The organism is Streptomyces sp. NPDC008001 (genome assembly GCF_042958085.1).
Taxonomy (GTDB): domain Bacteria; phylum Actinomycetota; class Actinomycetes; order Streptomycetales; family Streptomycetaceae; genus Streptomyces.
Genome location: NZ_JBIBIZ010000006.1, coordinates 98,883 through 122,131, shown reverse-complemented (window position 1 = coordinate 122,131; position 23,249 = coordinate 98,883). Strand labels below are relative to the sequence as shown.

At 72.8% G+C, this 23,249-nt stretch carries 24 protein-coding genes; 12 read left to right on the top strand and 12 right to left on the bottom strand.

Annotated features, from left to right (window positions below; translation table 11 throughout):
- Positions 1-35: 35 nt before the first annotated feature.
- From mmpB to ACFZCD_RS17155, 4 genes are all read right to left on the bottom strand, one after another.
- Positions 36-164 (bottom strand): morphogenic membrane protein MmpB, encoded by a 129-nt coding sequence (gene mmpB, locus ACFZCD_RS17170; RefSeq protein WP_391831538.1) that lies wholly within the window; start codon positions 162-164, stop codon positions 36-38.
- Positions 165-233: 69 nt separating this feature from the next.
- Positions 234-1,637: a DUF4157 domain-containing protein gene (locus tag ACFZCD_RS17165; RefSeq protein ID WP_391831536.1), complete on the bottom strand. Its 1,404-nt coding sequence runs from the start codon at positions 1,635-1,637 to the stop codon at positions 234-236.
- A 68-nt stretch (positions 1,638-1,705) separates the two neighbouring features.
- Positions 1,706-1,921 (bottom strand): acyl-CoA carboxylase epsilon subunit, encoded by a 216-nt coding sequence (locus tag ACFZCD_RS17160; protein WP_391831534.1) that lies wholly within the window; start codon positions 1,919-1,921, stop codon positions 1,706-1,708.
- Between the two features lie 20 nt (positions 1,922-1,941).
- Positions 1,942-3,531, bottom strand: a complete 1,590-nt coding sequence (locus ACFZCD_RS17155; protein ID WP_391831532.1) for an acyl-CoA carboxylase subunit beta — start codon at positions 3,529-3,531, stop codon at positions 1,942-1,944.
- Between the two features lie 236 nt (positions 3,532-3,767).
- On the opposite strand from ACFZCD_RS17155, the gene ACFZCD_RS17150 reads away from it, so the two are divergent.
- The 5 genes from ACFZCD_RS17150 to hutH all read left to right on the top strand — a co-directional run bounded on the left by ACFZCD_RS17150 (position 3,768) and on the right by hutH (position 9,883).
- Positions 3,768-4,679, top strand: coding sequence for a biotin--[acetyl-CoA-carboxylase] ligase (locus ACFZCD_RS17150; RefSeq protein ID WP_391831530.1), 912 nt, complete (start codon positions 3,768-3,770; stop codon positions 4,677-4,679).
- Positions 4,680-4,770: 91 nt separating this feature from the next.
- Positions 4,771-5,871, top strand: a complete 1,101-nt coding sequence (locus ACFZCD_RS17145) for an adenylate/guanylate cyclase domain-containing protein (protein WP_391831528.1) — start codon at positions 4,771-4,773, stop codon at positions 5,869-5,871.
- 177 nt (positions 5,872-6,048) lie between these two features.
- Positions 6,049-6,846, top strand: a complete 798-nt coding sequence (locus ACFZCD_RS17140; protein ID WP_391831526.1) for an enoyl-CoA hydratase/isomerase family protein — start codon at positions 6,049-6,051, stop codon at positions 6,844-6,846.
- A gap of 215 nt (positions 6,847-7,061) precedes the next feature.
- On the top strand, positions 7,062-8,171 hold the full coding sequence (locus ACFZCD_RS17135) for a GGDEF domain-containing protein (RefSeq protein WP_391832231.1): 1,110 nt from the start codon (positions 7,062-7,064) through the stop codon (positions 8,169-8,171).
- Positions 8,172-8,338: 167 nt separating this feature from the next.
- Positions 8,339-9,883, top strand: a complete 1,545-nt coding sequence (gene hutH, locus ACFZCD_RS17130; RefSeq protein WP_391831524.1) for a histidine ammonia-lyase — start codon at positions 8,339-8,341, stop codon at positions 9,881-9,883.
- A 172-nt stretch (positions 9,884-10,055) separates the two neighbouring features.
- Here the strand turns inward: hutH and ACFZCD_RS17125 are convergent, their stop codons facing one another.
- A complete protein-coding gene (locus ACFZCD_RS17125; protein WP_391831523.1) occupies positions 10,056-10,352 on the bottom strand; it encodes a hypothetical protein in 297 nt (98 codons plus the stop codon).
- A 336-nt stretch (positions 10,353-10,688) separates the two neighbouring features.
- On the opposite strand from ACFZCD_RS17125, the gene ACFZCD_RS17120 reads away from it, so the two are divergent.
- The 3 genes from ACFZCD_RS17120 (at position 10,689) to ACFZCD_RS17110 (ending at position 14,819) form a co-directional block, all read left to right on the top strand.
- Complete coding sequence (locus ACFZCD_RS17120; protein ID WP_391831521.1) at positions 10,689-11,966, top strand: Ig-like domain-containing protein; 1,278 nt, start codon at positions 10,689-10,691, stop codon at positions 11,964-11,966.
- Positions 11,967-12,117: 151 nt separating this feature from the next.
- On the top strand, positions 12,118-13,296 hold the full coding sequence (locus ACFZCD_RS17115) for a GNAT family N-acetyltransferase (RefSeq protein WP_391831519.1): 1,179 nt from the start codon (positions 12,118-12,120) through the stop codon (positions 13,294-13,296).
- 215 nt (positions 13,297-13,511) lie between these two features.
- Positions 13,512-14,819, top strand: coding sequence for a DUF2786 domain-containing protein (locus ACFZCD_RS17110; protein ID WP_391831518.1), 1,308 nt, complete (start codon positions 13,512-13,514; stop codon positions 14,817-14,819).
- A gap of 3 nt (positions 14,820-14,822) precedes the next feature.
- Here the strand turns inward: ACFZCD_RS17110 and ACFZCD_RS17105 are convergent, their stop codons facing one another.
- Positions 14,823-15,665 (bottom strand): AraC family transcriptional regulator, encoded by an 843-nt coding sequence (locus ACFZCD_RS17105; protein ID WP_391831516.1) that lies wholly within the window; start codon positions 15,663-15,665, stop codon positions 14,823-14,825.
- Positions 15,666-15,721: 56 nt separating this feature from the next.
- On the opposite strand from ACFZCD_RS17105, the gene ACFZCD_RS17100 reads away from it, so the two are divergent.
- The gene (locus ACFZCD_RS17100) at positions 15,722-16,291 is read left to right on the top strand and encodes a class I SAM-dependent methyltransferase (protein ID WP_391831514.1); all 570 of its coding nucleotides are present in this window, start codon (positions 15,722-15,724) and stop codon (positions 16,289-16,291) included.
- A 130-nt stretch (positions 16,292-16,421) separates the two neighbouring features.
- Entirely contained in the window at positions 16,422-16,958 is a 537-nt protein-coding gene (locus ACFZCD_RS17095; RefSeq protein ID WP_391831513.1) for a hypothetical protein, read from the top strand.
- A gap of 82 nt (positions 16,959-17,040) precedes the next feature.
- Here the strand turns inward: ACFZCD_RS17095 and ACFZCD_RS17090 are convergent, their stop codons facing one another.
- On the bottom strand, positions 17,041-17,526 hold the full coding sequence (locus ACFZCD_RS17090) for a carboxymuconolactone decarboxylase family protein (protein WP_391831511.1): 486 nt from the start codon (positions 17,524-17,526) through the stop codon (positions 17,041-17,043).
- A gap of 185 nt (positions 17,527-17,711) precedes the next feature.
- Here ACFZCD_RS17090 and ACFZCD_RS17085 point away from each other — a divergent pair, with 185 nt between their 5' ends.
- Positions 17,712-18,671, top strand: coding sequence for an RNA polymerase sigma-70 factor (locus ACFZCD_RS17085; RefSeq protein ID WP_391831509.1), 960 nt, complete (start codon positions 17,712-17,714; stop codon positions 18,669-18,671).
- 96 nt (positions 18,672-18,767) lie between these two features.
- On the opposite strand, the gene ACFZCD_RS17080 is transcribed toward ACFZCD_RS17085, so the two are convergent.
- The 4 genes from ACFZCD_RS17080 to ACFZCD_RS17065 form a co-directional block, all read right to left on the bottom strand.
- Positions 18,768-19,040 (bottom strand): hypothetical protein, encoded by a 273-nt coding sequence (locus tag ACFZCD_RS17080; RefSeq protein WP_391831507.1) that lies wholly within the window; start codon positions 19,038-19,040, stop codon positions 18,768-18,770.
- Entirely contained in the window at positions 19,037-19,390 is a 354-nt protein-coding gene (locus tag ACFZCD_RS17075; RefSeq protein WP_391831505.1) for a hypothetical protein, read from the bottom strand. The genes ACFZCD_RS17080 and ACFZCD_RS17075 overlap by 4 nt, the downstream gene beginning before the upstream one ends.
- A gap of 92 nt (positions 19,391-19,482) precedes the next feature.
- Positions 19,483-20,142 (bottom strand): peptide-methionine (S)-S-oxide reductase MsrA, encoded by a 660-nt coding sequence (gene msrA / locus ACFZCD_RS17070; RefSeq protein ID WP_391831503.1) that lies wholly within the window; start codon positions 20,140-20,142, stop codon positions 19,483-19,485.
- 82 nt (positions 20,143-20,224) lie between these two features.
- On the bottom strand, positions 20,225-21,310 hold the full coding sequence (locus ACFZCD_RS17065; protein ID WP_391831501.1) for a hypothetical protein: 1,086 nt from the start codon (positions 21,308-21,310) through the stop codon (positions 20,225-20,227).
- Positions 21,311-21,441: 131 nt separating this feature from the next.
- On the opposite strand from ACFZCD_RS17065, the gene ACFZCD_RS17060 reads away from it, so the two are divergent.
- Positions 21,442-22,587 carry a cystathionine gamma-synthase gene (locus tag ACFZCD_RS17060; RefSeq protein WP_391831499.1) on the top strand — a complete coding sequence of 382 codons (1,146 nt, stop codon included), beginning with the start codon at positions 21,442-21,444 and terminating at the stop codon, positions 22,585-22,587.
- An 85-nt stretch (positions 22,588-22,672) separates the two neighbouring features.
- Here ACFZCD_RS17060 and ACFZCD_RS17055 read toward each other — a convergent pair whose 3' ends face one another.
- Positions 22,673-23,173 carry a MarR family winged helix-turn-helix transcriptional regulator gene (locus ACFZCD_RS17055; protein ID WP_391831497.1) on the bottom strand — a complete coding sequence of 167 codons (501 nt, stop codon included), beginning with the start codon at positions 23,171-23,173 and terminating at the stop codon, positions 22,673-22,675.
- Between the last annotated feature and the right edge of the window lie 76 nt (positions 23,174-23,249).

Sequence of the window (23,249 nt, the reverse complement as noted above, 5' to 3'; positions counted from 1 at the left end):
TGCAGAGGGCCGGTAACTATGGGTTTCCTGTGGGCTCAGTGCAGGCCGAGGAGGACGAAGGCGATCACCATGCCGATCGCGAGTACCAGACCGGCCCGCCGGAGCATCGCCTGCGCCTCGCGCAGCTCCTCGGGGGGTTCGTTCGAAGGGTCCGACCACAGCATTGACCCCATGGTGCCGCCGGGGGGTGCGGCCGCGCCTGAGTACGCGTACTCAATCGCCGGGGGCGGGCGCTACTGCTTGCGCTTCGTGGCCTGGCCCGAGGTGACGAGCTTCCCGGCGAGGACGGTCGCTGCCTTGCTCTTCTCGCGTGGCCAGTACGTCGTGATCCAGTACTCCCGGACCTGCCTGCCCACCTCGACGGGGTGCGTCGGTGCGACCTCGGCGAGTTTGCTCCCGTCGAAGGTCAGCTTCCTGGACGCCTCTTCGTAGCCGTAGTACATCCTGCTCTCCACGGCGGCACCCACCGCCACGGTGCCGCTGGTGCCGACGTCGTATCCCTGCGCGGCGATCTCGGCGAGCAGCTCGGCCGTTGCTGCGATCTTGTCCGACGGCGTGAAGACGTAGCGCGTGACGTAGGACGCACCCTGGGCGCCCGGCCCGGATGTCGTGTCGAATTCCCGCAGTGCGATGTTCTCGCTGACGTGCCCGGTCGTCGTGTGCCCCCACACGGAACCGCCCTTGCCCTCGGCGATGAGCGCGTCACGGACCACGGACGCCAGGGAGCCCTTTCCCCCGGGCTTCGTGCTCCCCTTCTCCCAGTCCTCCGCCTCCTCGGAAGCGCGACCGGCGTTGCAGCTGAAGAAGACGACGGTGATGTCGGGCGCGAGCGCGGGAGCGATGGCCTTGATGATCGACGCGGCTTCCCTCGTGGTGATCGCGCCGAGACCGCACCAGTTGGTGGTGCCATGGGCGAACACCGCGAGGGTGCGCACCGTGCCCGGCCCGATCCCGGGCGGCACGGCCGGGTCCGGCGGGGATTTGGCGACGGCGGATCGCAGGAGCTTGTCGATCGCCACCACCGTCTCCTTCAAAGGGTGGTCCGTGTCCGACATCGCAGCGCCGAACGCGATGCCCGAGGCAGCGATCTTGCCGCCCGTGACGGCCAGGGCGTTCTCCCGCTTGGCCCACTTCTGGGCCGCGTTACGTGCCTCTTCCCTGTCCTTGCCGGACGGCATCGGCGCGTAGAACGCCAGCGCCACCCCGTTCGGGAACTCCTTGACCAGCCGCTGCCCCAGCGCCGCCTCGGGATCCGCGGCCGGCGCCGCCACGTCGCTGCACTGGACGGCGGTCACCCCCGCCGCCGACTGCTCCACCACGTGCCCCAGCTCGTGGGCGAGCAGCGCCTGCCCGGCCGCGGTGTGCGGTGCGTGCATGGCGCGTCCGAAGACCACGTCGTGCCCCACCGCGTACGCGCGGGCGTGCAGGCCCTCGGCCAGCCGGGCCGCCCGGTCGTCGCTGTGCGTGCGGACGCGGCTGAAGTCGTACGAGAAGCGGGCGGACATGGCCCGCCGCGTCGCGCGGTCCAGGGGGACGCCGGGCGAGCGGGGGAGGAAGGCGTGGGCACGCGCCGGGCCGGGGGCGGTGTGCCGCAGGGGCGCGCCCGGTGTCCGGGAGGGGAGTTCCTTTCCGCCCATGACACCGAGTGTGCGCGTGCGGGGAGCGGGCCGCGATTGCGGCCCGCTCCCTCCGTGCCCGTTGCGCGTTACGCCGGCCAGTAGGTCGTGCGCCAGGCCCGCGGGCCCGCCTGGGGCATGCGGGCCGCCGTCAGGCGGCGGGCCGGGGCCGACCACTCCGGGCGGGGCGGCTCCGTGTTCTCCGCGCGCGCGGCGGCGTCGTCCGCCGCCGCGCGGGCCCGGACCACCGCCAGGGCGGCGGCCAGCTCCTCGGGGGTGGGGTTGCCCCGTACTACCTTGATCACCGGGCGCCTCCTGGAGGGACCTAGAGGGGGATGTTTCCGTGCTTCTTCGGCGGCAGCGCCTCGCGCTTGTCGTGCAGCGCCCGCAGGCCCCGCACGATGTGCCGGCGCGTCTCGTGCGGCATGATCACCGCGTCCACGTAGCCCCGCTCGGCGGCCGCGTACGGGTTGAGGAGCGTGTCCTCGTAGTCCGCGATCAGCTTCGCCCGCAGCTCCTCCTGCTCCTCCGGGGTCTCCGCGGCGGCGATCGTGCGGCGGTGCAGGATGTTGACCGCGCCCTGGGCGCCCATGACGGCGATCTGCGCGGTGGGCCAGGCGAGGTTGAGGTCGGCGCCGAGGTGCTTGGAGCCCATGACGTCGTACGCGCCGCCGAACGCCTTGCGCGTGATCACCGTGATCAGCGGGACGGTGGCCTCCGCGTACGCGTAGATCAGCTTCGCGCCGCGGCGGATGATGCCGTTGTACTCCTGGTCGGTGCCGGGGAGGAAGCCCGGCACGTCGACGAAGGTGAGGACCGGCACGTTGAAGGCGTCGCAGGTGCGGACGAAGCGGGAGGCCTTCTCGCTCGCGTTGATGTCGAGACAGCCGGCGAACTGCAGCGGCTGGTTGGCGACGATGCCGACCGGCCGGCCCTCGACGCGCCCGAAGCCCGTGATGATGTTCGGCGCGAACAGGGCCTGGGTCTCCAGGAACTCGCCGTCGTCCAGCACGTGCTCGATCGCGGTGTGCATGTCGTACGGCTGGTTGGCCGAGTCCGGGATGAGCGTGTCGAGCTCGGCGTCGGTGGGCGAGACCGCCAGGTCGGCCTCCTCGGGGAAGGCCGGGGGCTCGGAGAGGTTGTTCGAAGGCAGGTAGGAGAGGAGCGCCTTGACGTACTCGATGGCGTCCTTCTCGTCCCCGGCCATGTGGTGCGCCACGCCCGACGTGGAGTTGTGCGTACGGGCGCCGCCGAGCTCCTCGAAGCCGACGTCCTCACCGGTGACGGTCTTGATCACGTCGGGGCCGGTGATGAACATGTGCGAGGTCTGGTCGACCATCACCGTGAAGTCGGTGATGGCGGGGGAGTAGACCGCGCCGCCCGCGCAGGGGCCGACGATCAGGGAGATCTGCGGAACGACGCCCGAGGCGTGCACGTTCCGGCGGAAGATCTCGCCGAAGAGGCCGAGGGCGACGACGCCCTCCTGGATGCGGGCGCCGCCGCCGTCGTTGATGCCGATGATCGGGCAGCCGGTCTTCAGGGCGAAGTCCATGGCCTTGCCGATCTTCTCGCCGTAGACCTCGCCGAGCGAGCCGCCGAAGACCGTGAAGTCCTGGGAGTAGACGCAGACGGTGCGGCCGTCGACCGTGCCGTAGCCGGTCACGACGCCGTCGCCGTACGGGCGGTTCTTCTCGATGCCGAAGTTGGTCGAGCGGTGGCGGGCGAATTCGTCGAGCTCGACGAAGGAACCCTCGTCCAGGAGGAGTTCGATGCGCTCGCGGGCGGTCAGCTTGCCCTTGGCGTGCTGCTTCTCCACGGCACGGGCGGAGCCCGCGTGCGTGGCCTCCTCGATCCGGCGTTGCAGATCCGCGAGCTTGCCCGCGGTGGTGTGGATGTCGTGTTCCGGCTCGGACATCGGGATGCGGCTCCTGCTCGTCCAGAGGTGGGCTGGCTGACGGGACTGACCGGGCTGCGGCCCGGACCCACCGGGCTCCGGCCCGGCATGACCGGGCTGCGGCCCGGCGTGGCCGGGCTACCGACCGTTTGAGCTACCGGTGCTACCGGTCCGTAGCGTATCCGCGCGGATGCGCTGCGGCAGTGCGTCGTTGGCCACACCGTTTTGCCTCCGCTTCCTCTCCTATGGTGGCTCTTATGACGCCTCCCGAATCCTCCGGCCCCTCCGGTAGCCGCTGGTCCGATCTGGACCGGCCGCCCCTCAACGTCCCCGCGCTGCGGCGCGGGCTGCTCCGGCCCGGCGGGTTGTGGACGTCCGTTGAGGTGGTCGCGCGGACGGGGTCGACCAACACCGACCTCGTCACCGCCGGCGGGCCCGAAGGCGCGGTGCTCGTCGCCGAGGAGCAGTCCGCGGGGCGCGGGCGGCTGGACCGGACCTGGTCCGCGCCGCCGCGGTCGGGGCTCTTCTTCTCCGTACTGCTGCGGCCCGGCCCCGGCGTGCCCGCCGAGCGGTGGGGATGGCTGCCGCTGCTCGCCGGGGTCGCGACGGCTTCCGCGCTGTCCCGCGCCGCCGTGGTCGACACGGCGCTCAAGTGGCCGAACGACGTCCTGGTGACGGTGGGGGGCGAGGAGCGGAAGACCGGCGGGATCCTCGCCGAGCGGGCCGGGGACGCGGTCGTCGTCGGCATCGGGCTGAACGTCTCCCTGCGCGCCGACGAGCTGCCCGTCCCCACGGCGGGGTCGCTGGCACTGGCGGGAGCGCAGGTGCTCGACCGCGATCCGCTGCTGCGCGCCGTACTCCGATCGCTGGAGGAGTGGTACGGCCGGTGGCGCGACGCGGGAGGCGACCCGGCGGAGAGCCGGCTGCAGGAGGCCTACGCGGCCGGGTGCGCGACGCTCGGGCGCCACGTGCGGGCCGAACTGCCCGGCGGGCGCGAGCTGGTCGGGGAGGCCGTGGCCGTCGACGGGGACGGGCGGCTGGTGCTCGCGACGGCCGACGGGGTGCAGCAGCCCGTGGGGGCCGGGGACATCGTTCACGTGCGGCCCGCCGGCGGGTCCGGTGGGCCTGCCGGGGGGTCCGGCGGAGGCTCCGCCCCGTCGGAAGAGTGAGCTACGGCACACCTGTCGTATCGTTGTGCCCGGAACCTAAGCGAGCAGTGATCGGCAGGGCAGTGCGCACGGATCGGACAGGGGGCGGGCGGTGACCGCCGACGGGGTCGAGAGTGCCGCCGGTGGTGGCGTCGAGGAGTACGACGGCGGCGACGAGGGCGGAGACCCCATCGCGCTGCGCCTCGAAGCGCTGATCCTCGGGGCCGAGCGCCGCTACACCCCCTTCCAGGCCGCGCGTGCGGCCGGCGTCTCCATGGACCTGGCCTCGCGCTTCTGGCGCGCCATGGGCTTCGCCGACATCGGGCAGGCGCGGGCGCTCACCGAGGCCGACGTGCTGGCCCTGCGGCGGCTCGCGGGCCTCGTGGAAGCCGGGCTGCTGAGCGAGCCGATGGCCGTTCAGGTCGCCCGGTCGACCGGGCAGACGACCGCGCGGCTCGCCGACTGGCAGATCGACTCGTTCCTGGAAGGCCTGACGGAGCCGCAGGAACCGGGCATGACGCGGACGGAGATCACGTATCCGCTGGTCGAGCTGCTGCTGCCGGAGCTGGAGGAGTTCCTGATCTACGTGTGGCGGCGGCAGCTGGCGGCCGCCACGGGACGGGTCGTGCAGGCCCAGGACGACGCGGAGATGGTGGACCGGCGGCTGGCCGTCGGGTTCGCCGACCTGGTCGGCTTCACGCGGCTGACGCGCCGTCTGGAGGAGGAGGAGCTCGGGGAGCTCGTCGAGGCCTTCGAGACCACGGCGGCGGACCTGGTGGCCGCGCACGGCGGCCGGCTGATCAAGACGCTGGGCGACGAGGTCCTGTACTCGGCCGACGACGCGGGGACCGCCGCCGAGATCGGGCTGCGTCTCATCGAGACGATGACGAACGACGAGACGATGCCCGAGCTGCGGGTCGGGATCGCGTTCGGGACGGTGACGACGCGGATGGGCGACGTCTTCGGGACGACGGTGAACCTGGCGTCGAGGCTGACGTCGATAGCGCCGAAGGACGCCGTGCTGGTGGACCAGGCGCTGGCGGAGGAGCTGACCCGGAGCGGGGAGGCGCCGAAGTCGGAGGCGGAGATCGCGGAGGCGGGGGAGGGTGCGGCCGGCGATGGGTACCGGTTCGCGCTCCAGCCGATGTGGCAGCGGCCGGTCCGCGGGCTGGGCATGGTCGAGCCGTGGCTCCTGCGCCGCAGGGGCGGCTGAGGGCGGCGGCGCTCCTCAGCGCGGGGCGGCCGGCCGAGCGGAAGCCGCTCGAAGCTGCGCCGAGGCCTCCGGTTCTGCTGCTCTCCGGTCCGCCGGGTATGGCCCCGGCGGCCGCGCGCAGGGCATGATCGGGCCCGTAGGTTTACCAGCGTTAACCTCGGCCCGGAGGGTGAGCCCATGAGTGAGCAGCGTTTTGGGGAGTGGATCGCGGTCCGCCGGCACGGCGACCACGTGGCCGAGCTCGTGCTCGACCGGCCCAAGGCCATGAACGCGGTGTCCAGCGAGCTGGCCGGCCGGATCGCCGAGGCCACCACTGCCCTTGCGGCCGACGACTCCGTACGGGCCGTCGTCCTCACGTCCACGCACGAGCGGGCCTTCTGCGTCGGCGCCGACCTGAAGGAGCGGAACTCCTTCACGGACGCGGACCTGAGCCGGCAGCGGCCCCGCGCCCGCGCCGCGTACACCGGCGTCCTGGAGCTCCCGATGCCCACGATCGCCGCCGTGCACGGGTTCGCGCTGGGCGGCGGATTCGAGCTCGCCTTGTCGTGCGACGTGATCGTGGCCGACGCCACGGCCGTCGTGGGGCTGCCCGAGGTGTCGGTCGGCGTCATTCCCGGCGGCGGGGGTACGCAGCTCCTGCCGCGGCGCGTGGGCGCTGCCCGTGCTGCCGAGTTGATTTTCAGCGCGCGGCGCGTCGAGGCGGTGGAGGCCGTGGAGCTCGGGTTGATCGACCAGTTGACCGAGGAGGGCCAGGACCGGACGGAAGCCCTCGCCCTGGCGACCCGCATCGCCGCCAACTCCCCCGTCGGCCTCCGCGCCGCGAAGCGCGCGCTGCGCCTCGGGCACGGCCTGGACCTGCGCGCCGGCCTGGAGGTCGAGGACGCGGCCTGGCGGTCCGTGGCCTTCTCCGGTGACCGCGCCGAGGGCGTCGCCGCCTTCAACGAGAAGCGCAGGCCGGACTGGCCCGGTCACTGACCCCTCGGAGGGACTCCCCGAGGGGCTGGCCCGGTCACTGAGTCCTCTGAGGAAGAAGCGGCAGGAGGGGACTACGGCCGTCATGGGGCGGAATGGGCCCGGCGTTCTTAGGCTGGAGTGCAGAATCCGCACTCGGCAAGGGAATGTGAGGCCCGGTGGCAGCAGGCGGGGAGTGCGACGATCGGTTGCGCGCCGTGGTGGAGCTGGCGCAGTCGATGGCTGCGGCGCGCACCCCGCAGGACACGGTGGCCGCCGCGGCGGAGCGGGTGCTGGCCGCGCTGGGGGGCACTTTCGCCGCCGTCTCCGTGTGGGAGCGCGAGCGCGGCCGGCTGCGCGTCCTGGTCAACGCGGGGGAGCTGACCGCGGGCGAGGAGCGCTTCCCCGAGGACGAGTCCTATCCGGTGCACGACTTTCCCGAGATCGCCGAGTTCCTCCACGAGGAGTGGGCCGGCGGCGGCACCGAGCCCCGCGCGTGGGTCGAGAGCATGGAGGGCGCGGAGTCGGGTGGCGGTCAGGGGGCGTACCGGCACGAGCGGGTGGCGGCGCTGCGCCGCCGCGGCCGGGGCTGCTGCGTCGTCGCGCCGGTCGTCCTGCACGGGCGCGCGTGGGGCGAGCTGTACGTGGCCCGGCCGCCCGGAGCGCCCTCCTTCGGGCGGCAGGACGCCGATTTCGCGACCGTCCTGGCGGCCGTCGCGGCGGCCGGGATCGCCCAGACCGAGCGGCTGGAGGAGGCCCGCCGCCTGGCCTTCACCGATCCGCTGACCGGGCTCGCCAACCGGCGCGCGGTCGACGCGCGGCTCGACGAGGCGGTGGAGCGGCACATGGCGGACGGCGTGGTCGTCAGCCTCGTGGTGTGCGACCTCAACGGCCTCAAGCACGTCAACGACACCCTCGGCCACGCGGTCGGCGACCGCCTCCTGGAGCGCTTCGGCTCGGTGCTGTCGCTGTGCGGCGCGATGCTGCCGGGGGCGCTGGTGGCGCGGCTGGGCGGGGACGAGTTCTGCCTGCTGACGGTGGGTCCGGCGGCGGACGAGGTGGTCGGCGTCGCGGCCGAACTGTGCCGCCGGGCCGCCGCGTTGGAGCTGGGTGAGGGGGTCGCCTGCGGCGTCGCCTCGACCGGGGACCGGATCGGGCCGGTGGCCACCGCGCGGCGGCTCTTCCGCCTCGCCGACGCGGCCCAGTACCGGGCGAAGGCGGCGCGGGCGACCGGGCCGGTCGTGGCCGGGCGGGCCGGGGGACCGGCCGACCCCGTCGTCCGGCTCGCGGACCACCCGCCGGCCGCGCCGGTCGCCGAGCGGCGGCGATTCCGGGGACGGCGGCCCTGACAGGGACCGGGGAGCGGGGACGGCGGCCCGGCGGAGATCGGAGGCAGCGGTTCCGGCGGGGACCGGGGGCCTCGGCAGGCATGCGGAACGCGTCCCTACGCGTTGCACATGACAGGCCACCCATCGGCTATGTACAGGAACTGATTCAGTCTCTAGGGTGCCTGAATATGGATATGCACACTGTGGTGGTGGGGACGGCCGGGACGACCGCGGAAGACGTGATCGCCGTGGCACGAGGCGCCGCGCGCATCGTCGTCTCCGATGAGGCGCTGGCCGCGGTTGCGGAGTCGCGCCGCGTCATCGACGACCTCGCCGCCAAGCCCGACCCCGTCTACGGCGTCTCCACCGGCTTCGGAGCCCTCGCCGTCCGCCACATCAGCCCCGAGCTGCGCGCCCAGCTGCAGCGCAACATCGTGCGCTCGCACGCCGCCGGCATGGGGCCGCGCGTCGAGCGCGAGGTCGTCCGCGCGCTGATGTTCCTGCGCCTGAAGACCCTCGCCTCCGGCCGCACGGGCGTGCGCCCGCTCGTGGTCGAGACCATGGCGGCGATCCTCAACGCCGGCATCACCCCCGTCGTGCACGAGTACGGCTCGCTGGGCTGCTCGGGCGACCTCGCGCCGCTGTCCCACTGCGCGCTCACGCTCATGGGCGAGGGCGACGCCGAGGGTCCCGACGGCGTCGTCCGCCCGGCCGGGCAGCTGCTCGCCGAGCACGGCATCGAGCCCGTCGAGCTGCGCGAGAAGGAGGGCCTCGCCCTCCTCAACGGCACCGACGGCATGCTCGGCATGCTGGTCATGGCCTGCGCCGACCTCGCCCGCCTCTTCACCTCGGCCGACGTCACCGCCGCCCTGTCGCTGGAGGCCCTGCTCGGCACCGAGAAGGTCCTCGCGCCCGAGCTGCACGCCATCCGGCCCCACCCGGGCCAGGGCGCCAGCGCCGCCAACATGCTGCGCGTCCTCGCCGGCTCCGGGCTGACCGGGCACCACCAGGACGACGCGCCGCGCGTCCAGGACGCGTACTCCATCCGCTGCGCCCCGCAGGTCGCCGGCGCCGGCCGCGACACCCTCGCGCACGCCCGCCTCGTCGCCGACCGCGAGCTCGCCTCCGCCGTCGACAACCCCGTCGTGCTGCCCGACGGCCGCGTGGAGTCCAACGGCAACTTCCACGGCGCGCCGGTCGCCTACGTCCTCGACTTCCTCGCGATCGCCGCCGCCGACCTGGCGTCCATCGCCGAGCGCCGCACCGACCGGCTGCTCGACAAGAACCGTTCGCACGGCCTGCCGCCCTTCCTCGCGGGCGATGCGGGCGTCGACTCCGGCCTGATGATCGCGCAGTACACGCAGGCCGCCCTCGTCAGCGAGATGAAGCGGCTGGCCGTCCCCGCTTCGGTGGACTCCATCCCGTCCTCCGCGATGCAGGAGGACCACGTCTCCATGGGCTGGTCGGCCGCCCGCAAGCTCCGTACGGCCGTGGCGGCGCTCACCCGCGTCATCGCCGTCGAGCTGGTCGCCGCGACCCGCGCCGTGGAGCTGCGCGAGGGCCTCACGCCCTCGCCGGCCACCCAGGCCGTGCTGAAGGCCGTGCGCGCGGCGGGCGTGGAGGGGCCCGGCGAGGACCGGTTCCTCGCGCCGGACCTGGCGCGCGCGGAGGAGTTCGTCCGGGCCGGGAAGCTCGTGGAAGCGGTGGAATCCGTGACGGGTTCGCTGGCGTAACGCGCAACGAGTAGGGCGTAACTCGCTGGTGCTATCCGTAGCCCGGGGTTACAACGCCGGCTCGTGGACCGGGCTCGGCGGCGGGTGAACGCCCGTCCGGCCGTTCGTTCGCGGGCTCGCCGGCGTGAACGCCCGCCCGGCCGTTCGTTCTCGGTCGCCGTACGGCTGGAGGTCAGCCCGTACGGCGGCCGAGCTGCGTTTTCGACCGGCGCACGGCCGTGGTGACGAGGGCTCCGCCCGCCGCCACGAAGGCAACTCCCCCGAATACGTAGGGGGTGGTGTCGACACTGCCCGTGTCGGCGAGGGAAAGGTGCTGCTCAGCGCCCTGCGCGGGCTGGGCCGCGGGGGCGGGCCGGGCGGCCGGGCGGTCCGTTCGTTCGACCGTCGCGTTGGCGGTCGGCATGAACCACACCGCACACAGGAGCGACCCTGCGGCGACGGCGGTCAGCAGCGGTCGGCGTGCGGTCACGGACGAATCCCCCTTGAGGCGGCGGAGATCGGGGGCGCGGCGCGGCCCCTGCTCGCGGACTGACTCGATGTCAGTGAGCCGATGGTAGTGATACGAACGGCCGGGAGGAAGCCGTGGGACCCCGTGTGCTCCCCGCCGCCCCGGGCCCCGTCAACCGCCCCGCTCGCACCGGGACCCCCGCTATCATGGCGCCCCTCCGAGGGGTACCGGCATGCGTGGCCTTCCCCACATTCTGCAGGGGTGTGGAACGGACGAACCGGTGCAGGCGTTCCTGAAGTAGTAGCCGGGAATCGTGCTGCCCCACGGTTCGGCTCGGGGATAGGGGCCGCAGGAGCAATGGAGAAGCGTGTGATGACGTACGGCAAGCGCCGCAAGGCTCTCGTGGCCGCGGCCGCTGTGCTCGGCGGTGTACTGACCCTCGCCGCCTGCGGCGGCGACGAGGACGGCGGCGGCAAGAGCAGCTCCAGCAGCAGCGGCAAGGAGCAGAACAAGGTCGATGCCGCGGCCGCGAAGGAAGCCTCCAAGGCGCAGATCAAGATCTCCCAGAAGGACGGCTCGACCAACGCCGGCATCGCCGCCGACAACGCCAAGGTCACCGTCAGCGACGGCACGCTCACGAGCGTCAAGATGACGACCGACAAGGGCACGCCGGTCGAGGGCACGATATCGCCGGACAAGACGTCCTGGCAGCCCAAGACGCAGCTCGAGCGTTCCACCAAGTACAAGATCGTGGTCGAGGCCGTGGACTCCGAGAACCGGAAGGCCACGGAGAACTCCTCGTTCACCACCGTCTCGCCCACCAACAGCTTCATCGGCGCCTTCACGCCGGAGGACGGCTCGACCGTCGGCGTCGGCATGCCCGTGTCGATCAACTTCGACAAGCCGATCAAGGACCGCAAGGCCGTCCAGTCCCACATCGAGGTGAATTCGAGCAGCGGCCAGAAGGTCGTCGGCCACTGGTTCGGCGACCAGCGCATCGACTTCCGCCCGCAGGAGTACTGGAAGGCCAACTCCGACGTCACGCTGAAGCTCGACCTCGACGGCGTCGAGGGCGCGCCGGGCGTCAAGGGCGTGCAGAAGAAGACCGTCTCCTTCAAGATCGGTCACTCCCAGGTCTCCACGGTGGACACCAAGTCCCACCAGATGACCGTCGTCCGCGACGGCAAGACCATCAAGACCATCCCGATCTCGGCCGGCAGCCCCGAGAACCCCACGTACAACGGCAAGATGGTGATCTCCGAGAAGTTCAAGGAGACCCGGATGGACGGCTCCACCGTCGGCTTCACCAAGGGCGACGGCAAGGGCGAGTACGACATCAAGGACGTGCCGCACGCCATGCGGCTGTCCACGTCGGGCACGTTCATCCACGGCAACTACTGGGGCAGCGGCGTCTTCGGCGTCGCGAACACCAGCCACGGCTGCATCGGCCTGCAGGACAAGCAGGGCGCGGACGACCCCAACACCTCCGGCGCCTGGTTCTTCTCCAACTCGCAGATCGGTGACGTCGTCGAGGTGAAGAACTCGCCCGACAAGACCATCGCTCCCGAGAACGGCCTCAACGGCTGGAACATGGACTGGAGCGCGTGGGTGGCGGGCAGCGCCACCGGGTCCTGATTCCCCGTAGCACCAACCGGACGCCGGGTGGCTGGTCTGACCAGCCGCCCGGCGTTTGCGTTGCGGTCGTCACACCACGCGCGTGACACCGCACGAGTCGCGGTCGTAAAACCACACGACAAGATCCGGTGCGGTCCGTACCGTGCGCAGGATGAGCGAACTTCCGCGAGCGAGCGTCGAGCGCTTGAGTGAGACCCCTTCCGACCGCGAGATCGACGCTTGGCACGCCGTCGTCACCGCCGCCCACCGCCATGACCAGCCGGCCGGAGTGCCGGCGCCGGGGCGGGTGGAGACGGCCGGGCTGCTGCGGATCGGGGCCCCGCGCAGCCGGATCGTCCGCCTGGTGGTGCCGCTGCCCGGAAGCGCCGCCGCCGGCGACTTCGCGTACGCGGGGGTCGCCCTGGTGCGGCTCTTCGAGGACGAGGACAACCGCACCACCGCGTGGATCGGACGGCTCGCCGTCCGGCCCGACCAGCGGCGCCGGGGCATCGGCACGCTGCTGTGGCAGGAGATCCAGACGATCCTGGAGCGGGAGCGCCGGGAGTCCGTGAGCCTGGAGCTCGACATGGGCAGCGCGGGCGAAGAGTTCGCCCGGAACCGGGGGTTCACGTGCGCGCTGCAGCTCGTGCTGTACGTTCAGCGGATTTCGGCGGAGGACGCGGGGGCTGTGGATGCCACGGAGGCTACGGAGGCTGGGGAGTCTGCGGAGCACGGCGGGGCTGGTGAGGTCGCCGCGTCCGCGCTCCCCGACGGTTACCGCTTCGTGGAGTGGAGCGGGACCGTTTCGCCCGCGAACGCCGCCCGCTACGCCGGCATCCGGAACGCGATGGCCGACACTCCCCGGGGCGAGTTGGACCAGCAGCCCATGCGCTGGGACGAGGAGAGCGCCACGGCTGTCCAGAGCCGTTTCACCGAGCGCGGCGGCATCCTGCTGACCGTCGCCGCGGTCGCCCCGGACGGCACGTACGCGGCCTTCACGGAGGTCGGCCTGCGCTCGCCGGGCGACGTCCGCGCGCAGCAGTACGAGACGGCCGTGGCGCCGGCGCACCGCGGCCGCGGGCTCGGCCGCGCCGTCAAGCTGCGCATGGTGCAGGTGCTCCGCGAGCGCGAGCCGTCCGTGCGCGAGATCGCCACGCACGTCGCCGACGACAACGGCCCGATGCGCGCCGTCAACAAGATGCTCGGCTACCGGCCGGAGCGGTCCGTGGGGATCTTCCAGGCGCGGATGCCGGAGGAGTGCGTCCGGGTGCTCGCGCCCGGCGAAGGGGGCGCCGTCGGCGCCCGCCTCGAAGAGTATCCGTCGGCCACCTCGGAGGTGGTCGTTCCGTAGCTTCCGCGGCTGCGGATGCTGCAGATTCGGCAGATTCTTCAGCGAGCCTCTGGAGCGACCTTCCGCAAAGAGCTGCGGAACTGTAGCCTCCGCCCGCTGACCTGGGCGGTAACCTCCGGCACCACGGGCGTCACGGACAATGGAACCGGGCCGCCCCGTCGACCCGTCGCCGTATCGCGGCGGTCCGTCATGTGTCATGCGAGGAAGAGGGTCCCGTGGCCGAAAGCAGGAAGCAGCAGCAGGACGGGCGGCAGGAGCAGCAGGAGCAGCAGCAGGGCCGGTCTCACAGCCGGCGCCAGGACCGGCAGGAGGACGTCGCCCTCCTGGAGGCCATCGAGGCCGCGCTGGCCTCCCTGCGCGCGCACGGCCCGGACACCCTCGACGACGCCGTCTACGCCGCGGCTTCCGCCCTCGCCGCCGCGCCCGCGGGCTGGGAGGCCCTCAGCCGCGCCCTCGTACGGACCGCCTGCGGGACCATACGCGGCTGCTGGGAGCGCGGATGGCAGCCCGCCGACGTCATCCGGCTCGCCCGGCGGGAGCTCGGCCCGGTGGAGGTGCGGTTCGCCGTGGCGGCGCTGGCCGCCGAGGCCCGGCGGTACGCGCCCGACACCCTCGCCGCGCGCTGGACCGCCCAGCTGGACGAGCTCCGGGCGCGGGTGTGGTGGGACGACGACGCGGCCTTCCTGGAGGACTTCGCGCGGCGCGAGCGCCTCAGCCGCTTCGAGACGGTCGCGTGCGCGCTCGGCGCACTGCGGCTGGCCGCGTCCCTGCCGCGGACGGGCGCGGTCGGGCCGCTGCCCGGCGCCGCCTACGCCCGGCCCGGCGTGCACGTCGAGCCGCGCGTCCTGGGCCGCATCCGCGGCCTGCTGGCCAAGGCCGAGTCCACGGACTTCCCCGAGGAGGCCGAGGCGCTCTCCGCCAAGGCCCAGGAGCTCATGGCCCGGCACTCCATGGACGAGGCGCTGCTGGCCGCGCACGCTGACGGGGCCGCCGGGGCCGCCGCCGACGGGCCCGCCGCCTGCCGGATCGGCGTCGAGGGCCCGTACGAGTCCGCGAAGGCGCTGCTGCTGGACGCGGTGGCCGGCGCGAACCACTGCCAGGCCGTGTGGTCCGCCGACCACTGCTTCTCCACGGTCGTCGGCTTCGACGCCGACCTGGAGCTGGTGGAGCTCATGTACACGTCCCTGCTGGTGCAGGCGACCACCGCCATGAACCGCGCCGCCGACGCGCACCACGCGGGCGGGCGCTCGCGCCGTACCCGCGACTTTCGCGAGTCCTTCCTCATCGCCTACGCCTCGCGGATCGGCGAGCGGCTCGCGGCGGCGGTGCGGGACGCGACGGCCGAGGCCGTGGCGCAGGACGCGCGGCCCGAGGTGCTGCCCGTGCTCGCCGCGCGCGACCTGGCCGTCGGCGAGACCGCCGAGCGGCTCTTCCCGCAGACCACGTCGCACCGCCTGAAGGGGCGGGACGCGGACGGCTGGGCGCGGGGGGCGGAGGCCGCGGACGCGGCGGAGCTGCGGTAACGACTACCGGGAGGCCGGCGCGGGGGCGAAATAGGCACCCGGCGGCACGCCCACGCCCCGGCGGAAGGCCGCCACGAACGCGCTCGGCGACCCGTAGCCGACGCGCCGCGCCACGGCCGAGACCGTCGCCCCCGCCGCCAGCATCGGCATGGCCGCCTGCAGCCGCAGCTGCGTGCGCCACTGCCCGTACGTCATGCCCGTACCGGAGACGAAGGCGCGTGCGAGCGTCCGCGCGCTCGCGCCCACGACCGTGCCCCACTCGGCCAGCGTGCGCCCGTCGGCCGGGTCCGCGCGGAGGGCCTCGGCGATGCGGCGGGCGCGGGGGTCGGCGGGCAGCGGCGCGCGGACGGTCGTCACGGAGACGGGGCGGAGGAGGTCGAGGACGACGTCCTCGGCGCGCTGCCGAGGCTCCGCGGAGAGGGAGTCCGGGTCCTGCGCCAGGTAGTTGATCAGCTCCCGTAAGAGGCTGGAGACGGGGACGACTTGGGGCTCGTCCCAGGTCAGCGGGCAGCGGTCCGGCCAGAAGTAGAGGCTGCGGAGGAGCGCGGGCGAGGTGGCGCCGGTGGCGTGCCGGACGCCCGCGGGGATCCACAGCGCGACGGTCGACGGCAGCACCCACGTACGGCCGCAGGCGCGCACGGCGAGGACGCCGTGGGGCGCCCAGGCGAGCTGGTGGGCGGGGTGCTCGTGGCTGGAGAACCACTCGCCGTTGCCGAGGGGGAAGCTGGCGACGGCTACGGCGGCGCCGGGAGGGGAGATGAGGTGCGGGTGTCCGTTGGGGGGTTGTTCGTTGGGGGTTTGTCCGTTGCGGGGCAGGGCATTGCGGGGCTGTCCTTTTGGCGACATGGGTTGACCTCCTGGCCCGTATACGACGCCACTGCCTCCTTCCTAGCCTCGATCCCATGCCGATGAACCTGATCCACCGCCGCCTCTGCTCCTCCGACCGGTGGGCCCGCGCCGTGCGCGACCACCTCCTGCCGTGGGCCCTGGAAGACGTCCCGCTGGGCGCGGACTGCCTGGAGATCGGGCCGGGTTACGGGGCGACGACGCGGGTCCTGGTCCGCAAGACCGAGCGGCTGACGGTGGTCGAGTCGGATGCCACGTACGCGGCCCGGCTGCGGCTCCTCTTCGGCGACCGCGTCGACGTCGTCTACGGGGACGGCGCCGACCTCCCGCTGCCCGCGGAGCGCTTCGACTCGGTCGCCTGCTTCACGATGCTGCACCACGTCCCGGAGATAGCCGCCCAGGACCGCCTCTTCGCCGAAGCCCACCGCGTCCTGCGCCCCGGCGGCGTCTTCGCCGGCTGCGACGCCCTCACCAACACCCGCTTCCGGCTGATCCACCTCGGCGACACGTGCGTCCCGGTCCCGCCGGAGACGCTGGAAGCGCGGCTGCGGATGGCGGGGTTCGAGGAGTGCGTGGTGACGGTGGGGGAGGGGAGCTTCCGCTTCGTGGCGAGGAGGGGGAGGTGAGGTAGCGAGGGCTGGGGCTGGGGCTGGGGCTGGGCCACGAACTCCGGCTTGAGGGTTGCGCGTGCCGCGCAGGGGACGGCGCGCGCGGCTCGGCCCGGGGCCGGTGTCCGGTCGCTGCCACACTGGCGGCATGCCCGTAGGCCCCGTCCCTTCCGGCTTCGCCGCCCGGCTGACCGCCGCCCACGACTGGCTGGACCTCGCCATAGAGGCTCAGCAGGAGGGCGACTGGAAGCCGGACGAGACGGAGCGCCGCGTCCTCGTCGACCTCGTGGCGGCGACCAACCCGCTGCACGGCGGCAGCCTGCCGCCCCACACCGGGGACTCCCTGTACGTCCGCATCGGCCGCATCAGCAACTGGGCGGGGGCGGTCCGCCTGGCGGCGCGGGCCGGGGGCTGGCAGCTGTTCCCGGTGGCGGGGGAGGACCCGTCGGTGCTGGACCGGCCCGCCGGAATGGCCGACCTGCTGTCGGGGATCTACGCGCTGGCCGAACAGGGCGAGCAATGGCAAGCCATGCTCCTGCAGACGGCACGGACGGTGCCGCGCGGGCAAACCGTGGAAGAGGCGGTACGTCGGCAACACCCGGAATTCGCCCGGGAACTGGCCGCCGCGGAAGCGTTCTTCACGGGCCCGGGTTCGCTGGAAGACCTCCCGCAGTTCTTCTACTGATCAGAAGGCTCCGGGCCGGATGTGGCCCAGTCCGGTCCGGCCCGAGGCGAAGGGGACGGACCGGACCAGGATCCGCCGGTGGTCAGCCGAGGGCGGCGGCGAACATGCCGGGCTCGTAGGAGCCTCCCCGCTGGTGCACGATCACGGCGAGCCGGTTGGCCGCGTTGATCAGGGCGACCAGAGCGACCAGCGCGGCGATCTGGTCGTCGTCGTAGTGCTTGCGCACCTCGGCCCAGGTCTCGTCGGACACGCCCTGGTGCGCGTCGGCGAGCCGCGTGCCCTCCTCGGCGAGCGCCAGCGCCGCCTGCTCGGCCTCGGTGAACACCGTGGCCTCGCGCCAGGCGGCGACCAGGTGGAGCCGGACCGCCGTCTCACCGGCGGCCGCGGCCTCCTTCGTGTGCATGTCGATGCAGTGACCGCAGCCGTTGATCTGGCTGGCACGCAGCGACACCAGCTCCTGCGTGGACCTCGGCAGCGGCGACTGGTGGATCACCATGCCGGCGTTGGCGAACCGCTTGGCGAACTTGGTGGCGAGCTCGTTCTCGAACAGGTTGAAACGGGCGTCCATGACGTCGTCCTTACTCGTGGTGTTGCGCGTGGTGTTGCGGTGGACGAACAAGAGATGCCGGCGGCCCGCTCGTTGTGACGGGGTGACCGTGTGACGAGGGCCACCGCTCGCGGGTGTCACAAAGCCGCCGGGACCGGCGTCTTGTGCGCGTGACACCGTCGAGAGAGAACAGGCAGGAGCATCCGGTGAAGAGCGAGCGCACCGAAGGCACCGAGCGCACCGAACTCGCTGAGCGCACTGAGCGCACTGAGCGCACCGAGCGCACGGAGGACACCGCCACCGAGGCGTTCGTCGCCCACCGCAACCTGCTGTTCACCGTCGCCTACGAGATGCTCGGCTCGGCCGCCGACGCGGAGGACGTGCTCCAGGAGACCTGGCTGCGGTGGGCGGGCGTCGACCTCGGCACGGTGCGGGACCGGCGCGCGTACCTGGTCCGGATCACCACCCGCCAGGCGCTGAGCCGCCTCCGCACGCTCGGCCGCCGCAAGGAGTCCTACGTCGGCTCCTGGCTGCCCGAGCCGCTGCTGACCGCCCCGGACGTGGCCGAGGACGCCGAACTGGCCGACAGCGTCTCGATGGCCATGATGCTGGTGCTGGAGACGCTCACGCCGACCGAGCGGGCGGTGTTCGTGCTGCGCGACGTGTTCGACCTCCCGTACGACGAGATCGCCGAGGCCGTCGAGAAGAGCCCGGCCGCGGTCCGCCAGATCGCCCACCGCGCACGGGCCCACGTCGCGGCGCGCCGGCCGCGCGGGACCGTCTCCCCGACGGAGACCCGGGACGCGCTCGACGCGTTCCAGCGGGCGGTCGAGACGGGCGACCTGCAGAGCCTGCTCGACATCCTCGCGCCGGACGTCGTCCTCCTCGGCGACGGCGGCGGCGTCAAGAAGGCCGTCCTGCGGCCCATCGTGGGCGCCGACAAGGTGGCCCGCCTGCTGCTCGGCGGCCTGGGCAAGGTCGCCGGCGCGGCATCCCTGCGCCCGGCCCAGGTCAACGGCTACCCGGCGCTGACCCTCCGGCTCGACGGCGAACTCGACACGGTCGTGGCAGTACGCATCGACGACGGCCTCATCACCGGCTTCTACGCCGTCCGCAACCCCGAAAAGCTCTCACACATGCAACAGGAGACCGCCCTGCGCCGCTGAGTCCGGGCCGGTGCGGCACCGGCACTCGGCAACGGGCCAGCGGTGCGGGACGACTTCGCTTGCGGCAACCGGGCTTTCCCGTCGGTGAGGCACGGCCTACAAGTCGGTGAAGGGCGGCACGATGCGGACGACCATGATCAGGCGGTCTCGCGGTGCCACCAGGAAGTAGAACCAGCCGTCCGCCGCGTTCATGCGCCGCAGGCCGCCCGGCCGAGGGCCGCTGCCGAAGTCGCCGACATCGATCCCCATCCCGGCCAGGTCCGTCAGCTGCCCGGCAAGGCGCTCCACCTCGGTTACCACGTGGGCGGGGACGCCGCCTGCCACGTGAGCGTGATCCGGGTCGTATTCCCAGTGCCAGTCAGTGCTCACCGCGGTGGGAGGGCGAGCTCGGCGTGCGCCTCGTCCAGGATCTTGCCGATCGCGGCCGCGGCGCGTCTGGCCTGCGTTGCGTCACCCGACTCGGCGGTGTCCTCCCAGTGGCGGAACTCCTTCGCAAGGCTCGGCTGGCGCTGGATGTGGACGTAGACCGCCCATTGGGCGATGAACCGCTGGAGCGGGGCCAGGTCGGACCCTTGGCGGGACTGGTCGGCGGCCTCGTCCAGTTCCCGTGTGAAGGCAGGCAGCGCAGCGGGTGCGATTTGCGCGATGGCCTGGCGGAGGGCCGTGACGGTGGCAGGTGGTTGAGGGATGAGTGGCTGCCCGGCGGCGGAAGTGGTCATTGCTGCTCCCATGGGCGAGATTCTGATCCCTGGGAGCAGCGTATCGAGTGGGGGTCCGACCTCATCGCGCGAACGAGTGAGGGCGAAGCGATTCAGCTGTCAGTGCGCGCGACGCCGACAGGGCACGAGACGCCCGTGCCGCCGATGCCGCAGTAGCCCGACGGGTTCTTGTCGAGGTATTGCTGGTGATACGGCTCTGCATAGTAGAAGGGGCTCGCCGGGAGGATTTCCGTGGTGATGGGGCCGTAGCCCGAGCCCGTCAGGACCTGCTGGTACGACTCGCGGGAGGCTTCCGCGGCGGACTGCTGGGCCGGGGAGTGGGTGTAGACCGCCGAGCGGTACTGGGTGCCGCGGTCGTTGCCCTGGCGGAAGCCCTGGGTGGGGTTGTGGGACTCCCAGAAGAGCTTCAGGAGGGCCCCGTACGACACCTTCGCCGGGTCGAAGACGACGCGGACCACCTCCGTGTGGCCCGTCAGGCCGCTGCAGACCTCTTCGTAGGCCGGGTGCGGCGTGTGGCCGCCCTGGTAGCCGACCAGGGTCGTCCAGACGCCCTCCGTCTGCCAGAACTTGCGCTCCGCGCCCCAGAAGCAGCCCAGCGCGAAGTCCGCCACCTCCAGGCCCGCCGGGTAGGGGCCCGCCAGCGGCGTGCCCAGCACAGTGTGGCGTTCCTGCAGGGGGAATTCCGGCTCCGGGCGGCCCTTCAGTGCCTCGGCCGGGGTGGGGAGGCGGGGTTCTCGGGTGGGGAAGAGCATGTCAATGCCTCCAGGGATCGGCCGGAAGCCGGCCAGGTGTCAGCAGTCAGTAGTCGGCAGGCAGCAACGCGCGCGCAGGGTCTTACAGCCAACGGTTCGCCGCCCCCGGCGATTCCCCGCCCGCCATCGCCGCCGCCCGGTACGCCGCGTACGCCGCCACCGGATCCGCCGCGTACGACCACGGCACCGCGCCGATGTGCCCGTCCACCCGGCGCAGCTGCTCGACCGCCTCCGGATAGCGCTCGGCGTTGACCAGGAACCACACCAGCAGGTGGCGGACGTGCGGCAGGACGGGGTGGTCGGACGGGGCGTGGAGGACCGCGTACTGCGCCGCCTCGATCGCGCGGGTGATCACCTCGCTGCGGTAGAGGCCCTGGACCACGTTCACGTCCGGCAGGTGGTCGTGGACGGCGAACAGCGGCAGCGCCGGCAGCAGGCTGCCCTTCGGCGCGCCCGCGGCCGCCCGCTGCGCGAAGGCGTCGGCCTGCTCGCGGGAGCCGTGCCACTTCGCGCTCCAGTAGCGCAGGGCGGACAGGTGGGCGCCCATGTGCCCGGGGGCGCGGGAGACGACCCGCTCCCACACCGACTGGAACTCCGCCTCCCCCACGCCCGCGCCGCGCGCCACGCCCAGCTCGACGATCAGCGGCACCACATCCTCCGGAGCCAGCCGGGCCGCCTCCGCGCAGACCGCACGGGCCTCCTCCAGGATCATGCGGTAGTCCTGCGAGGACGGGTCGCGCAGGGCCTGCTGGACCAGGAACTCGGCCTGCACCGCCGCGCCGCCCGCGTCCTCCGGGGCGACCACGCGCCAGTGCCGCAGCCACAGGCCGCCCGTGCCCGGCGCCTCGGCCAGCTCGCGGACCGCCGCGCCCGCCAGCGTCTGCACCCGCTGCCAGCGCTGCTCCGGGTCGTGGGTGCGCGAGAGCAGCTCGGCGGCCGGCTTCCAGTCCTGCGTGCGGCGGGCCTCCTCCACGGCGCTCAGCAGCTCCGGGTCGGGGCCGGGCAGGCGGACGTCCAGCTGCTCGGGCGGCAGGAAGCCGTACGAAGCGGCGACCGCGCCGGGATCGGCGGCCGGCCCCGCGGCGCCCGCCCGCCGGCGGCGCAGCGCGGGCCCGGCGAGGACGCCGCAGATCGCGGCGACGGCCAGCAGGATGAGCAGAAACTCCATGAGCGGTCCTGAACGTGGATGGGGCAGCGTAGGGCTATGTGAGGAACAACGCGCGGGGTCCGCGGATCGTTCATCCTCCGGTTACAAGTGAACACGGGTGTTCGGGGGTGCGGAGTACTAGGCTCGGGAAAATGAGCGATCAGCATGCCTTCGAAACCCTCGCCATTCACGCCGGGCAGGAGCCGGACCCGCTGACCGGGGCTGTCGTGCCGCCGATCTACCAGGTGTCCACGTACAAGCAGGACGGCGTCGGCGGCCTGCGCGGCGGTTACGAGTACAGCCGCAGCGCCAACCCCACCCGCACCGCCCTGGAGGAGAACCTGGCGGCGCTGGAGGGCGGCAGCCGCGGCCTGGCGTTCGCGTCCGGCCTGGCCGCCGAGGACACCCTGCTGCGCACGCTGCTGTCGCCCGGTGACCACGTGGTCATCCCGAACGACGCGTACGGCGGCACGTTCCGCCTCTTCGCCAAGGTGATCAGCCGCTGGGGCGTGGAGTGGTCGGTCGCCGACACCTCCGACCCGGCCGCCGTGCGCGCCGCCCTGCGGCCCACCACCAAGGTGATCTGGGTCGAGACCCCGTCGAACCCGCTGCTGGGCATCAGCGACATCGCCGCCCTCGCCGAGGTCGCGCACTCGGCCGGCATCCGCCTGGTCATCGACAACACCTTCGCGAGCCCGTACCTGCAGCAGCCGCTCGCGCTCGGCGCGGACGTCGTCGTGCACTCCACGACCAAGTACATGGGCGGCCACTCCGACGTCGTCGGCGGCGCGCTGATCACCGCCGACGCGGGCCTCGCCGAGGAGCTCGCCTACCACCAGAACGCGATGGGCGCCGTCGCCGGCCCCTTCGACTCCTGGCTGACCCTGCGCGGCATCAAGACCCTCGCCGTGCGCATGGACCGGCACAGCGCCAACGCCGAGCGCGTGGCCGAGCTGCTCGTCTCCCACCCGAAGGTCACCCAGGTCTACTACCCGGGCCTGCCCGAGCACCCGCTGCACGAGGTCGCGGCCAAGCAGATGAAGGCCTTCGGCGGCATGGTGTCCTTCCGCGTCGAGGGCGGCCAGGACGCGGCCGTGGAGATCTGCAACCGCACCGAGGTGTTCACCCTCGGCGAGTCCCTCGGCGGCGTGGAGTCGCTGATCGAGCACCCGGGCCTGATGACGCACGCGTCGACCGCCGGGTCCCAGCTGGAGGTCCCCGCGGACCTGGTGCGCCTGTCCGTCGGCATCGAGTCCGTCGACGACCTGCTCGCCGACCTCACGCAGGCGCTGGGCTAAGCGTTCTGTCCCTTTTCGTTCTCGTGCGCCGGGTGGGCCGATCTGCGGCCCGCCCGGCGTTCGGCGTTACGCCCGGCGTTCGGCGTTACGCCGTCGGTGCCACCGGCGGCAGCGCGTTGTGCACCTCGGACAGCGCCGTGTTGAAGCGCGTCAGCAGCGTGCAGAACACGTCCCGCTCGTCCTCGCTCCAGCCGTCCGTCACCAGCGCCATCAGCGCGCGGCGCGAGGCCCGCACCTCCTCCAGGCGCGCCTTGCCGCGCGGGGAGAGCTGGAGGACCACGGCACGGCCGTCCTCGGGGTGGGACGTGCGCTTGACCAGGCCGGTGTCGACCAGCGGCGCCACCTGGCGGGTGACGGTCGAGGAGTCGATGCCCATGCCGGCGGCGAGCGCCTTGACGCCCATCGGGCCTTCCTGGTCGAGGCGGTTGAGCAGCAGATAAGCGGCGCGGTCCATCGAGTTGCGGACCTGTCCCACGCCGCCGAGCCGCGTCTGTTCGGCGCGGCGTGCGAAGACGGCCACCTGGTGCTGGAGCGCGTCGAGGACACCTGGGGCGAGGTCGGTCGTCATGTCCGAAGGGGTGGGCATGGCCTGGGGCTCACTTCGTGCGTCGGGCAGGGAAGATTGGGGGACAGAGTACGCGGCCCGGAGGGCCCCTGGGCCG